This window comes from Paenibacillus sp. GYB004 (assembly GCF_036577605.1).
In the GTDB taxonomy this organism is placed as follows: domain Bacteria; phylum Bacillota; class Bacilli; order Paenibacillales; family NBRC-103111; genus Paenibacillus_AB; species Paenibacillus_AB oceani.
This window is the reverse complement of sequence record NZ_JARBDB010000060.1, coordinates 82,114-96,366: the sequence shown is the minus strand read 5'-3', so window position 1 is coordinate 96,366 and position 14,253 is coordinate 82,114. Positions and strand designations below refer to the sequence as shown.

Below are 14,253 nucleotides of genomic sequence, written 5' to 3'. Positions count from 1 at the left end.
TTGTCCGGAGAAATAAAAAAGCCTCAAAAAACAGGACAAACGGCTTCACCTCCGAAAGCAGGGTTGACAGTTTCTGATTTCACCCTAAAAATGGGAGTACATAGCCGGATCGATCTATGGCTTCCAAAGGGAGGATACATCGTGCGTGTACGAACGTTCAATTCTCATACGCTTCATCCGGACGATATCGGAAACAACGGCGGCACCCATCCTCACAGTGAATTGCTGTACATTACAAGAGGACAGGCTCATCTGGAATGGATGGGGGAGACGTATATTTGTGCCGCTCCCTGCTTGTTTCTGCTCACTCCCAATACGCCGCATCGTCTTCAGTGCCATCGTACGCCGATCGACTTCTGGTTTATCGAGCTTCATGTGGAAGAGGACGACCGGTTTGCGACCGCCGAGCAGGCTATCCGATGGAATCGCCTTCAACGGGAGGCGGATTACAGCTCGCCCGGGATGACTGCGATCGCCCATACGCTAGAAGCGCTGGTCCATTCCCTGGAAGCGAAGTACGCGGGCGACGACGAATATGATGAGGAGATCGTCCTGCTCGATATTCAAAAAATCATCCGGCTCGTTCAAAACCGGCTCCGCACGAATAAACGGACCGTCTTCGACGCTCATTACAAATCGACGAGAGAACTCGCCCAGACTTTAATGCGCCATATGGAGTCCAACTATTTCGAACCGATCGATCTGGCGGCCCTGTCCTTGCAGGTGCATTTCAACCCATCCTACCTCGCACGCGTATTCAAAAGCGAGACCGGGGTGACCCCCATGCAATATTTGAGCAATCTCCGGCTGAGTGCGGCGACGAGTTTTCTGATCCATACCGAGTTGGGCATTCAGCAAATTGCCGAGGAAACGGGCTTTAACAGCATCCATTATTTCTCCCGGCTGTTCAAACGGACTTACGGAGTCAGCCCGCAGCAGTGGAGAGCGAAGCGGCGCAGCGCGGCGGAGGAGCCTGCGGATCAGTAGAACAGCGGGCAGCAGGGGGGACCGTGTGAGCTTTGGGCGAAAGAGCGTATCCGGAACGAACCGGGTCCGGGCGGACTGAATCCGGCCAATCGTGCGGAAGCTGCGGCAGCAAGTCAATATTGTGCAAATTGATTTCGCAAACGGCAGAAAGAAAGCGGTTTCCTGGTTCGCGGAAGCTGGCGATTTCGTTGGATTCATCTAAAGACCGCCCGGCGCCTTTTCCTTAAGATAAAGCTGTACGGACGGAAATTACTCCAATTATGGGGGGATGATGATGAAACGTTGTTGGCCGCTGCCGCCGGCGCTTGTCTTGCTGGCCCTGTGTGTCAGTTGCAGCCCGAGCCCGGGAGCCGCGAATCAGCCGGAAGGGAATGCCGGGAAGGGCGCTCCTCCGTCGCCGGTTACGCTGACGTTGTACATGCAATCCGCATTTCCGATTCAAAATCAGATTATGGACATCATTCACAACAAGTATCCTCATATTACGATCAAACCGCTGCTCAGGGAGAAAGGGCAGATGCCTGAAGATCTTTTGGCGGCGGGCACGTTCCCGGATATCATTTATGCGAGCACACCTTGGTATACCGATTATTTGGACTTGAAAGTGCTTCTGGACTTGAACGAGCTGGCGAAGCTGAAAGGTCTGGATGTCGGCAAGCTTGATCCGCTCGCCATCGACGCGATCAAGATGTGGGGGGAGAAGGGAGAGCTGTACGCGCTGCCGATCTACCGCAACTTTGCCGTCACCTATTACAACAAGGACTTGTTCGACAAGTTCGGCGTTCCTTACCCGAAGGACGGCATGACGTGGAAGCAGGCGATCGAGATCGCCAAGACGATGACCCGGAAAGAAGATAACGTTGAATACAAAGGACTCGACGCGAGCGAATCGTACTCCGCCGTATCGGCGTTGTCCACTCCGTTCGTGAAGCCGGACGGCAAGGCGAATTTGCTCCATGAGCGGTTCGCGCTCGCGCTCCAAAACTTGAAGGAGATTTACGGCATCCCCGGCAATCGGCCCGGCATCAACGTATCGGAGTTTTACAAGGGGACGGTGGCGATGTCCGTATTCTGGAACGTGATTGCATCGTTCGAGGAAATGAGTAAAAAAGGAACCCCGCTCAACTGGGATATGGTCACGACACCGACTTACGACGCCGCGCCGGGCAAGTCGTTTCAGGTCGATTCGCACAATTTGAGCATATCCGCGCACAGCAAACATAAAGAGGAGGCGTTCCAGGTGATCGCTTACCTGCTGTCCAAAGAAGTGCAGGCGGATATTAGCAAAAACGGCTATTTGCCGAGCCTCGCCGATCCGGATCTGGAGAAAGTGTTCGGTGCCAACCTGCAATCGTTGAAAGGGAAAAACGTCTCCGCAATCTTTAAGCAGCAATCGGCGCCGCTGTATAAGATTACCCGGTACGACTCGATCGTAATGGGCGAGTTGGGCAAAGCGATGAACGAAGTGCTGGACAATCAAAAGGATGTGAACAGCGCCTTGCGGGAGGCGAACGAAAGGGCGGACAAAGCGATAGAGCAGGTAAGAAAACCTTAGCCTGCGAAGAGGTAGAGGAACTATGGGGCGAGTAAGCCGAATCATTCGGCTGCTCGCCTTTTTGGCGATGAAAGAAAGGATACGTTTCACCATGTCTAAGACTGTCCGGGCGCTGTGCCGGCGTTTTTTTCTTACGGTTGTGTGCATTTTCCAAAAAAAACAACTTGCCAAACCGAAAAGTGACTGCTACTATTGGTTTAAGGTTCGAACTTTATACCATTAGAACGAGACGTGGAGGCAAGTCCGATGGAATCATCCTACTTTGCTCGCTTCAAGCAGGTAACACCCAAACGAGTGAGTGATTTTATTCTGGAACAGCTGGAAGAGGCGATTATCCTCAAGGAGGTACTGCCTGACGAGCAATTGCCGCCCGAGAGGGAGCTGGCGACGCTGTTCAAAGCAAGCCGACTCGCGGTACGGGAAGCGATTGCCGAGCTCGAACAAAAAGGATTGATCGAAAGGCGACTGGGGGCGAAGGGCGGAACGTTCGTACTGCCGCTTACCGCCAACACGCATGAGCGGACGATTAAGCAAATCGCCGAGAACTGGAACGAAACGAAAGAAATGCTGGAGTACCGCTCGATTATCGAGCCGGAGGCGGCGAGATTGGCTGCGGCGCGGATTACGCCGGATCATCTTGCATGGATCCGCGAATTGGTCGAGAAAAGCAGCGGGGAAGACTGCAGCCGCGAAACGTTCCGTTCGCTTGACGTCCGATTCCATCTGGAGATAGCCCGTGCATCCGGCAACTCGTATATTGAGAACGCTGTCAGGAAGGTTCGCACGAAGATTAATCCCGGTCTCGACCTGATGCCCTACAACCGGCAAATTCAGCTGGCCAGCTACGAGATGCACCGTATCCTGCTGGAAGCTCTCGAGAGGCGAGACGGCGACAGGGCCGGCAAAACGATGAGCTTGCACGTAGGCAAAACGCTGGATGCGCTCAGCCAATTCGTCGAGTAACTTACCCGCTACTGTAAGGAGGTGACAACATGAAGCATTCAGGGCAATTACCCCGGATTGGCGTAGTCGGATATTACATCTCGGAAGAGGAGGCGGTAGGGGGACATATACGAGGCATCCCCAGACAATCGTTTTCCTTATTCAGCAACGATATGATTCATGCGATCTTCCAATCGGGAGCGACCCCGATTCCGCTGCCCGTTGTGGACCGGGACAAGATCGGCCGGCAATTGGACACGATTGACGGACTTGTATTTTCAGGCGGAGAAGATGTAGACCCGAGGTTGTACGGGGAAGAACTGCAGCCGACCTCGCATCGGATCGACCCGGTTCGCGACAAGTACGAGATGGAGTTGATGGAGCTTGCGCTCGAAAGAAACATGCCGATTTTGTGCATATGCAGAGGGATGCAGCTTCTGAACGTATTTTGCGGCGGAACGCTGCACGCGGACATCGGCGAATTGGCCGATCCGACGTTGACTCACTGGGAGACGAAGGAACCTTGGCGGTCGGTTCATCCGATCGAGCTAAAACCCGATCATTTTGTAAGCGCTGTACTGGGCGGTGCCCAAATCGAAGTCAACAGCATTCATCATCAATCGGTGAAACGGCTGGGGGAAGGGCTGGAAGTTGTCGGCCAATCTTCAGACGATATTGTGGAAGCGATTGCAATGAAGGACCGTAGCAATGTTCTCGCTTTGCAATGGCATCCGGAAATGATTGCACGGAAGGACGAATCAGGCCTGCGCCCGTTTCAGTGGCTCAATCAGCAGGCAACCGCAACCAAGAGAGAGTAGAAGGAATTGACAGGAAAGTGTGGAGAGAAAGCAGCTTCTGGAGGAAGATCAACAGCTCGTATGGATACGCCCAAGCTCAACAACTCAAGGAGGGGTCTGTGCATGTTCGCTAAAAAATCCTGGATGAAATTTTCCGCTGCCGCCGTACTTTCCGGTCTGCTCGTCATTACCGGCTGCGGGGGCGCTACGGCGCCAACACCCGATGCCAAGGCCGGCGACAACAAAGCTTCCGAGCCTCCCAAAAAACTGATTGTCACTTCCTTCGGCGGGGACTATGAAACCGCTCAGAAAGAATATTTGATCAAGCCTTTCGAGAAAGAATTCAACGCGAAGGTGGAAGTCGTCACCTTGTATTCGGCCGATGCACTGGTCCGGATGCGTGCGGAGAAAAACGCTCCGACGCTCGACGTTGTCCAGTTCTCCGGCGGCCAGGAAGTGCAAGCCGCCAAGGAAGGCTTGATCCTGCCGATCGACGAGAAAGCGATGACCAATCTGAAGGATCTGTACAAAGCGGCGCTGAACCCGGGCGGCTACGGTCCGAGCATTGCGTTTGACGCTTTGGGGATCATTTATAACGAGAAAAAAATTACGAAAGCGCCGACGTCGTGGAACGACTTGTGGAATCCGGAATACAAAGGGCATGTGGGTCTGGTCGACCTGACGAATACGTTCGGCCTGCAGTTCGCCGTGATGAACGCGAAGCTGGCCGGCGGCGATGAGAACCGGATGGGACCGGGCTTTGAGAAAATCAAAACGCTTCTCCCGCATACGGCCGCCATCGTTGCTTCGACCCCGGACGTAGGCAATCTGTTCGCTCAGGAAGAAGCATGGATCGCCGCCTACGATTCCGGATACGCTTTCAATTTCCGCAAAAAAGGACAACCGATCAAGTTCGTCGTTCCGAAAGAAGGGGCAATGGCTACGTTTATCAACGCGCAGGTTGTCAAAGGGACGAAAAACGCCGAGCTCGCCCAGCAGTTCGTCAACTATATGCTGCGGCCGGAAGTTCAGCAGGCATTCGCCGAGCAGACCGGTTTCGCGCCGTCCAACAAAAACGTGAAACTGTCCGACGAACTGGCAGCCGTTATGCCGTACGGCGAAGCGGCGGTAAACTCCCTGGTGCCGCTTGACTGGGAAGTGGTCAATAGGAACCGCAACGCCTGGACGACCGAGTGGAATAAACTGATCAGCAAATAATCCGGTTGTCCGGGAGGAGGTGCGGGGACGGTTGTCCCCAATTATCCCCGCAGCTCCTCCGCGAACAACGGAAAGGACGGAAATCCTATGCTTCGACGCTTGCCTCCGCAGTGGATTTTGATGGCGCCCGGTGCGCTGATAATGCTGTTTTTCTTCATATTGCCGGTAGGACAGCTGCTGCTTTTCAGTTTTTTTCGCTCGACTCCCGATGGAATGATGGAGAAAGCTTTCGTTTTCGACCAATACATGACCTTTTTTAAAGATCCGCATTATTTGAAAATATTAGGGCGCACCCTGGTGCTCGGCATCACGATCAGCTTCATCAGCCTGATCCTCGGCTATTGCCTTGCCTACGGAGTAGCCCGCTCCAATCCGAAACGCAAATATATACTGCTGCTTCTGATCGCTTTGCCGCTATTGACGAGCGCTGTTATCCGAAATTTTGGCTGGATCGTCATTTTGGGCCGAAAAGGACTACTCAACCAACTGTTCCTGAACATTGGTTTGATCGATAAACCGCTTGATTTGCTGTACACATCTACTGGCGTAGTGATTGCGATGGTTCATGTGCTGCTGCCATTTATGGTTCTAGTCTTGTACAGCGTGCTGGAAGGGATGGACCGCAACCTGGAGTCCGCCGCGGCGAATATGGGAGCTTCCCCGGCCAAAGTATTCTGGTTCGTGACGCTGCCGCTGTCGCTGCCGGGCATTGTCGCAGGCACACTGCTCGTGTTCTCGATCTCGATCAGCTTTTATATTACGCCGGCGCTGATCGGAGGACCGAGGGTGCAGGTGATGGCCACCGAGATTTACAACCAGACGATTCACTCGATGAACTGGCCTTACGCGTCCGCGCTCGCCGTGATCCTGCTTGTCACCGTATTCGTCATTACGAACCTGTACAACCGGGCGCTTAGACGCAGTACTTCGCAGGGGGCGGGTATCTTATGAAGAAACGATTCTCCTTGTTGACGCTGGTCAACCTGCTGATTTATTTGTTTATCATCGCTCCTCTGGCCGTCGTGGTGTTTACTTCGTTCGGCGAGAGCTCGTATCTTGTCTTTCCGCCCAAAGGGTTTACGTTTCATTGGTATATCGAGGTACTGACAGGCGGCCGCTACACCAAGCCGTTCTGGAACAGCATCTGGATCGCGGCGACGACGACCTGCCTCGCGCTGCCGGTCGGCACGCTGATCGCGCTGGCGTTCAAGAAGTATCAATTCCGCTCCAAAGAAACGATGCGCTCGTTGTTTTTATCGCCGCTTATCGTACCGACGCTGCTGTTCGGGATCGGGCTGCTCATTTTTTACAGCAACCTCGGAGTAAGCGACTACTTTTTCCGTCTCGTGACGGCTCATGTCATATTAACCGTGCCGTATGTGGTCCGGACGATGAGCGCGGGTTTTGCCCGGCTGGACGCTTCGGTCGAAGAGGCGTCGCTTATTCTCGGCGCCAGCCCGTGGCAGACGTTCCGGCTTGTGACGATCCCGCTCGTGCGTCCCGCCTTGATGGCCAGCGCCTTCTTCGCCTTCATCATGTCGTTCGACGAGCTCGTGATGGCTTTGTTTCTGACCGGGCCCGGTATGGTGACGCTGCCGATGCTGATTTACTCGGATATTCAGTTTAATATGACTCCGGCGATCGCCGCCGTATCCTCCATTATTATTCTGGGCACCGTACTGATCGGATTAATCGGTATGGGGATGCTGAAACGAAACAAAATTTTGTAACGGGGAGGTCCCTATATGAGTGAACTGCGATTGCGTCAGCTTCGAAAGCAATATGGCGGCAATGTCATTGTCGATAATCTGGATCTGACTGTCGGAAGCGGCGAGATGGTGTCGCTGCTGGGCCCGAGCGGATGCGGCAAAACGACGACGCTGCGGATGATAGCGGGGCTGCTGGAGCCGACGAGCGGTTCGATCCATCTGGCGGAAAAAGAACTGACCCGGGTCGCTCCTTATAAACGTAATGTCGGCTTGGTGTTTCAAAATTATGCATTGTTCCCGCACATGACCATCTTCGACAACGTAGCGTTCGGGCTGCGTCGTCACGGGACGCCCAAGCATGAAGTGAAGGAGCGCGTGCTGCAAGCGCTGCAATCGGTTCAACTGGCCGGGATGGAGCAGCGGATTCCGGCCCAGCTGTCGGGCGGCCAGCAGCAGCGCGTCGCTCTGGCGCGTACGCTCGTGCTGCGTCCTCCGCTAGTTTTGTTCGACGAGCCGTTAAGCAACCTGGATGCGAAATTGCGCCAAATGCTGCGTATCGAAATTCGCCAGCTGCAGAAACGGATCGGATTCACCGCGATTTTCGTCACCCACGACCAGGAAGAGGCGATGGTGTTGTCCGACCGGATTGCGGTGATGAATAAAGGCCATATCGTCCAGCTGGATACGCCGGAGAATGTATACACTCGCCCGAGCGACTCCTTCGTAGCCGATTTTGTCGGCGATTCGAATCTGCTCGCGGTTCGGGAGCTAAAGACAACTAACGGTAGCCCGGAAATTACGTTAGCCGGAGGGCAGAACATCAAAGCCGCCGATTCCGGAAGCCGGCAGTCTAGCAATACAGTGATGATCCGCCCGGAAGCCGTCCGGCTGTTCGCGGCAAGCGGCGGACCTGGCGCTCAGCACGAGCCCGACAAGCATAATCAGATTGCGGGGACCGTCCTGTATGTTCACTACACGGGGACATCGTATCTGATCGGACTGCAGGTTCCGGGATTGGATAAGCCGTTTCTGGTCAAGGCGCCGATGCACGGTGCGGAAGCGTCCCCCGTCGTGCGCGAAGGCGACTCCGTCCATGCGGTATGGCCGATCGCGTCCACTCTGCTGCTGTAAACGAAGGTGCAACGATCAATCATTTCATTATAAACGGATATGAAACGGGAGGAATTACAATGAACGATCACAATACGCAAGCGCTCGTAATCGCTCAAGGGACGGACGCTTCTACGATGGACCCGTACGCCCATTCGGAGACGACGACGGCCAATATATTGCTGCAAGTATACGACGCTCTCGTCCGCCGCAACCCTTCCATGGACATTGAGCCTTGGCTGGCCGAGAGCTGGCAGGTGATCACCGATACCGTTATCGAATTCCGTCTTCGCGGCGGCGTAACGTTCCATAACGGAGAGAAGTTCGATGCGCAAACGGTGAAATTCTCGCTGGAACGGATGGTCGATCCGCAGCGCGAGCCCAAGTTCCCGCCTTACGGCCGCTTTAACTCGATCGATCATGTCGACATCGTGGACGACCGGACGGTTCGCGTCGTCACGAATCGTCCCGATCCGAACCTGCTCGCGCAGCTGACCGGACTGATGATCATTCCGCCGCAGTATATAGCCGAGCATGGCGAAGCGCATTTCAGCCGCGTTCCGAACGGAACGGGACCGTACAAGTTCGTCCGCTGGGACAAGCCGGGCGGGACGGTCGAGCTGGAAGCGAACGACGGCTACTGGCGGGGAAGCCCGTCGGTGCGCAAGCTGGTTTTCCAGGCCGTGCCGGACGGAAGCGACCGCGTGCAAGGCTTGCACGACGGCTCGATCCATCTGGCGGCCAACTTTCCGCCTCTGATGCGCAAGCAGGTGGAGGCCGATCCGGCGTTGTCGGTCGTCGGGACACCGAGCGTAGGCGTGATTTATATGGGGATCAATACGCATCACCCGATATTGAAAAATAAAAAGCTGCGGCAGGCGATGGCGCATGCGATCGACGTCCGCGAGCTGATTCAGGAAGAGCTCAGCGGCTGCGGTTCTCCGCTGGCCGGTCCGGTGTATCCGCAAGCGTTCGGCGTCGATCCGAAAATCGCCCCTATCGCTTACGATCCCGCGCTTGCCAAACAGCTGCTCGCGGAAGCGGGGTATCCGGACGGGGTCGAGGTGAAGCTGGAAGTGCCGGACGGCCGGTTTACGCAGGATAAGGAGATCGCCCAAAGGATCGGGGAGCAGCTCGCCAAGGTCGGCATTCGACTGCACGTAGATATTCAGCCGTGGCCGCAGTTTATTAGCCGGTTCCGCAATCATAAGTACGATCAGATGTATTATGTGGGCTGGGGCAATTCGACCTTTGATCCCGACGAAGTATACCGCAACGCCTATATGGCTCCCAATCCGTGGAACCCGACCGATTTCCACCATGACGACATGGCCGCGATGGTGATGGAGGCGAGCAACATTTTGGACGCGGAGCGACGGAAGGAACTGTACCGGATGGCGTGTCTCATTTTCCGCGACGAGCTGCCCTGGATTCCGCTGTTCCAGCAATACGACTTGTACGGCTTGAACAAAAAGTGGAACTGGAAGCCGCGCATGGACGAATACATCTACGTCTGCGACATTACGGCGGCCGAATAAGGCGTCCGTCCGCGGGCCCCGAAAGCGAAGGCTGTCTTTGAAGCGAATCGGACTTCCTTTCGGGGGCGCTCCCCGGGAAGAACCTATATATTGGAGGGAACAGCTATGGCAGCGATCGACGGGATCGGCAAAATGTACATCGGCGGAGAATGGGTGGAGGCGTTGTCCGGCAAAACCCGCGAGATTACGAACCCGGCTACGGGCGAATGCATCGCCGTCGTGACGGAAGGCGGGCTTGAGGACGTGCGGCGTGCGATCGAAACGGCCCGGCATACGTTTGACGAGACAGGGTGGCGGGATACTTCGTCACGGGAACGGGCGAGACTGTTATTTGCTTTGGCGGACAAAATCGAGCAGCATGTGGACGAGCTTGCACGGCTCGAGACGCTGAACAACGGGAAGCCGCTCGGGGAAGCCGAGTCCGACGTATCGAGCGCGGCCAGCTGCTTCCTCTATTACGCCGGATTGATTACGAAGCCCCACGGGCAAACATATGAGGTCCCTTATCCGATTCAAGCGATGGTCGTGCGGGAGCCGGTCGGGGTGTGCGGCCAGATCGTGCCGTGGAATTTCCCGCTGATGATGGCGGCCTGGAAGCTCGCACCGTGTCTCGGCGCCGGGAACGTAACCGTATTTAAGCCTTCGGAGCTAACGCCGCTGACGGCGATTCGGCTGTTCGAGCTGATCGAGGAAGTCGGATTTCCGTCAGGAGTCGCCAACCTCGTGCTGGGCGAAGGCCGGACGGTCGGCGCGGAGCTGGCCGCCAGCCACCTGGTGGACAAGGTCGCCTTTACCGGCGGTACGGAGACCGGACGTTCGGTCATGAGAGCGGCTGCTGGCAATATTAAGAAAGTGTCTTTGGAGCTGGGCGGCAAATCGCCCAATATCGTGTTTGCCGATGCGGACCCGTCCATCGTCGCGGAATACGTCATGTACGGCATCTATATCGGCTCCGGCCAAGTGTGCTCGGCAGGCTCCCGTCTGCTGATCCAGGACGAAATTTACGAAACGTTTATGCAAGAGCTGGTGGACCGGACGAAGCAAATTCGGGTAGGCAGCGGATTGGAGCTCGGGACGGAGATGGGCCCGCTCGTATCGCAAGCGCATATGGAGAAAGTATTGTCTTATATCGATATCGGGCGTCAGGAAGGAGCGACTGTAGCGGCAGGCGGCCGCCGGATGACGGAAGGGGAATACGCCCGGGGTTACTTCGTCGAGCCGACGATTCTGACGGACACGACGCCCGATATGCGGGTCGTGCAGGAAGAAATTTTCGGACCGGTGCTCGTCGTCCAGCGCTTTCGGGATGAGGAGGAAGCGATCCGCCTGGCGAACGGTACGGTATTCGGGCTGGCGGGAGCGGTGTTTACGAACGATGCGGCGCGCTCGATGCGGGTAGCGAGAAAGGTGCGCTCCGGCATTATGTGGGTAAATACTTATCATCCGACCTATAACGAAGCGCCGTGGGGCGGGTTCAAGCAAAGCGGCCTCGGCCGCGAGCTGGGTACGTTCGGACTGGACGAATATACGGAAGTGAAGCAAGTGAACATCAACATGGAGCTCAAACCTTTAGGATTTTACAAAGGCAAAGGGGAATAGGAGATATGGACACCAAGACGAGACGGTTTGTTTCGATGCAGGCTTCTTTTCCCGGTCACAGGACGGCGGCTTTGCTGGAGCGGAGAGCGGTTGCCGCGCCGAAAGGGGTAGGCAACAATACGCCGATTTTCGTCGACAAAGCGGAGGGAGCGCTGCTTACCGATGTGGACGGCAACGTGTATCTCGATTTCGCCGGGGCGATCGGCACGATTAATGCCGGCCATTGTCCGCCGGAAGTGGTGCAGGCGATCCAGAAGCAGGCGGAAGCGTACATCCACACCTGCTTCCATGTTGCGATGTACGAGCCTTATGTCGAGTTGGCCGAGAAATTGGCGCTGCTTACGCCGGGAGGGTTTCCGAAAAAAGCGATGTTTCTGAACAGCGGTGCGGAAGCGGTGGAAAATGCGGTCAAGATCGCCCGCAAATTTACGGGCCGCAGCGGGATCGTCTCCTTCTCCCGGGGGTTTCACGGCCGCACGCTGCTGGGCATGTCCCTGACGAGCAAGGTGAAGCCTTACAAGTTCGGGATGGGCCCGTTCGCGCCGGCTACGTACAAGGCGCAGTACCCGTATCCGCTCCATCGTCCGGAAGGAATGAGCGAAACCGACTACGCGCTTCACTGCGTACGCCAGTTCGAGGATTTTCTATATACGGAGGCGGCCCCCGAGGACATTGCGGCGGTCATCATGGAGCCTGTACAGGGCGAAGGCGGTTTTATCGTGCCGCCCGCCGCATTCGTTCAAGGGATCTATGAGTTGTGCCGCAAACACGGCATTTTGTTTATCGCCGACGAGATTCAGACCGGCTTCGGCCGGACGGGCGAAATGTTTGCTTCGACCCATTTCGGCATCGAACCGGATCTGATCACCCTGTCCAAGTCGATTGCGGCCGGCATGCCGATCAGCGCGGTCGTCGGCAGAGCGGACGTGATGGACGCCCCGAATCCCGGGGAAATCGGCGGCACGTACGGCGGCAGCCCGCTGGGCTGCGCGGCGGCGCTGGCCGTTCTCGAGCTGATGGAGCGCGACCGTCTGGTCGAACGTTCCCGCGTCATCGGCGAAACGATCCGGTCGTATTTTCTGTCGCTGCAGTCTAAAATTCCGCTGATTGCCGACGTTCGCGGGCTCGGGGCGATGTGCGCCGTGGAATTTATTCATCCGGATACGAAAGCACCGGCCAAGGAATTTGTCGCCAGGCTGACGAAAGCTTGCTGCGAAAACGGCGTCGTGCTCTTATCGGCAGGCGTCCACGGCAACGTCCTCCGCTTTCTGACCCCGCTTGTCATAACCGACGATCAACTGCAGGAAGGTCTGGATATTATCGGGTCGCTGGCCGTGTCGATGGCAACGGCCGAATAAAGAACGGGGGAGAGAGCCGTGAAGCATTTGTACATGAACGGGGTATGGAAAGAGGCGTCGTCGTACGTCGAGCTCCGCTCTCCGTATTCGGGCGAGAAGATTGCCGAGGTCGCGCAAGCGGACGATGCGGATACCGGGGAAGCGATTCGCGCCGCTTCGGAAGCGGCGGCTGTGATGGCGGCTTTGCCGGCGTTTCGGCGTTCCGCGATTTTGGAGAAAGCGGCCGTTTTGCTGGAGGAGCGCAAGGAAGAGATGGCCCGTCTGATCGCTTTGGAAGCGGCCAAGCCGATCCGCACCGCGCGGAGCGAGATCGCCCGGACGATTCAGACGTATAAATTCGCCGCCATGGAGGCATGCCGCATTCATGGCGAGACCGTTCCTGTGGACGCGGCGCCGGGCGGGGAGGGACGGATCGCCTTTACGCAGCGCAAGCCGCTCGGCGTAGTCGGGGCGATCACTCCCTTCAACTTCCCGTTTAACCTCGTAGCTCACAAAGTGGGACCGGCGATTGCGGCAGGCAACACGGTCGTGCTCAAGCCGGCGGGGCAAACGCCGCTGTCCGCACTTGCTCTTGCCGATTTGTTCGCGGAAGCGGGGCTTCCCGCCGGAGCGCTTAATATTGTTCCCGGCAAAGGCTCCGTAGTCGGCGAGAAGCTGGTTCAAGATCCGCGGGTTGCCGCGATTACGTTCACCGGCAGTCCGGAGGTGGGAATCGCGATGAAGCAAAAGGCGGGTCTCAAGCGGATCACCCTGGAGCTCGGCTCCAATTCCGGCTTGATCATCGACGGGACGGCGGACATTACCCCGGAGCTGATCGACCGGTGTATCGTCGGAGCGTTCTCGTTCAGCGGACAAGTTTGCATTTCGATCCAGCGTATATTCGTTCATGAGAGCAAATACGGCGAATTTGCCGAAAAGTTTAAGGAAGCGGCGGAGAAGCTCGTCATCGGCGATCCTCTGGACGAGGCCACCGACCTGTCCGCGATGATCAGCGTCAAGGAAGCGGAGCGCATGCAAGCTTGGGTGGACAGCGCCGTTGCTGCAGGGGCCGTCGTATTGACCGGGGGACAGATGCTCGCGCCCGGGCTGTTCCCGCCGACGATCCTGACCGGAGTGCCGGGGGATGAGCCGGTCTCCTGCCAGGAAGTGTTCGGACCGCTGGTTACGCTGACTCCCTTCCGTGAGCTGGACGAAGCGATCGAATCGATCAACGATTCCCGCTACGGCTTGCAGGCCGGCATCTACACCCGCGATATTCAAGCCGCGATGCGGGCTGCGGACCGGCTTGAGGTCGGCGGGGTGATGATTAACGATTTCCCGACGTTCCGTGTCGACAACATGCCGTACGGCGGCGTGAAGGAAAGCGGATTCGGCCGGGAAGGGGTCAAATACGCGGTCGAAGAAATGACGGAGCTGAAGCTGGTCTGCATCAAGCTGTAA

At 56.6% G+C, this 14,253-nt stretch carries 12 protein-coding genes; all 12 read left to right on the top strand.

The features are described 5' to 3' along the window. The first annotated feature begins 141 nt into the window (after positions 1–141). The 12 genes from PV433_RS26355 (at position 142) to PV433_RS26300 (ending at position 14,253) form a co-directional block, all read left to right on the top strand. Entirely contained in the window at positions 142–987 is an 846-nt protein-coding gene (locus tag PV433_RS26355; RefSeq protein ID WP_332075014.1) for an AraC family transcriptional regulator, read from the top strand. Positions 988–1,261: 274 nt separating this feature from the next. After that, positions 1,262–2,542 (top strand): extracellular solute-binding protein, encoded by a 1,281-nt coding sequence (locus PV433_RS26350; protein WP_332075013.1) that lies wholly within the window; start codon positions 1,262–1,264, stop codon positions 2,540–2,542. 246 nt (positions 2,543–2,788) lie between these two features. Next, positions 2,789–3,505 carry a FadR/GntR family transcriptional regulator gene (locus tag PV433_RS26345; protein ID WP_332075012.1) on the top strand — a complete coding sequence of 239 codons (717 nt, stop codon included), beginning with the start codon at positions 2,789–2,791 and terminating at the stop codon, positions 3,503–3,505. A 29-nt stretch (positions 3,506–3,534) separates the two neighbouring features. Further along, positions 3,535–4,302, top strand: a complete 768-nt coding sequence (locus PV433_RS26340; protein ID WP_332075011.1) for a gamma-glutamyl-gamma-aminobutyrate hydrolase family protein — start codon at positions 3,535–3,537, stop codon at positions 4,300–4,302. A 102-nt stretch (positions 4,303–4,404) separates the two neighbouring features. Continuing rightward, positions 4,405–5,499: an ABC transporter substrate-binding protein gene (locus PV433_RS26335; protein ID WP_332075010.1), complete on the top strand. Its 1,095-nt coding sequence runs from the start codon at positions 4,405–4,407 to the stop codon at positions 5,497–5,499. Positions 5,500–5,586: 87 nt separating this feature from the next. Then, positions 5,587–6,450, top strand: a complete 864-nt coding sequence (locus tag PV433_RS26330) for an ABC transporter permease (protein WP_332075009.1) — start codon at positions 5,587–5,589, stop codon at positions 6,448–6,450. Further along, positions 6,447–7,229, top strand: coding sequence for an ABC transporter permease (locus PV433_RS26325; protein WP_190930927.1), 783 nt, complete (start codon positions 6,447–6,449; stop codon positions 7,227–7,229). The genes PV433_RS26330 and PV433_RS26325 overlap by 4 nt, the downstream gene beginning before the upstream one ends. A gap of 15 nt (positions 7,230–7,244) precedes the next feature. Next, positions 7,245–8,339: an ABC transporter ATP-binding protein gene (locus PV433_RS26320; protein ID WP_332075008.1), complete on the top strand. Its 1,095-nt coding sequence runs from the start codon at positions 7,245–7,247 to the stop codon at positions 8,337–8,339. Between the two features lie 59 nt (positions 8,340–8,398). Further along, positions 8,399–9,856: an ABC transporter substrate-binding protein gene (locus PV433_RS26315; RefSeq protein WP_332075007.1), complete on the top strand. Its 1,458-nt coding sequence runs from the start codon at positions 8,399–8,401 to the stop codon at positions 9,854–9,856. A 105-nt stretch (positions 9,857–9,961) separates the two neighbouring features. After that, positions 9,962–11,455: an aldehyde dehydrogenase family protein gene (locus PV433_RS26310; protein WP_332075005.1), complete on the top strand. Its 1,494-nt coding sequence runs from the start codon at positions 9,962–9,964 to the stop codon at positions 11,453–11,455. 5 nt (positions 11,456–11,460) lie between these two features. Then, complete coding sequence (gene gabT, locus PV433_RS26305; RefSeq protein ID WP_332075003.1) at positions 11,461–12,813, top strand: 4-aminobutyrate--2-oxoglutarate transaminase; 1,353 nt, start codon at positions 11,461–11,463, stop codon at positions 12,811–12,813. A 33-nt stretch (positions 12,814–12,846) separates the two neighbouring features. Beyond that, a complete protein-coding gene (locus PV433_RS26300) occupies positions 12,847–14,253 on the top strand; it encodes an aldehyde dehydrogenase family protein (RefSeq protein WP_332075099.1) in 1,407 nt (468 codons plus the stop codon).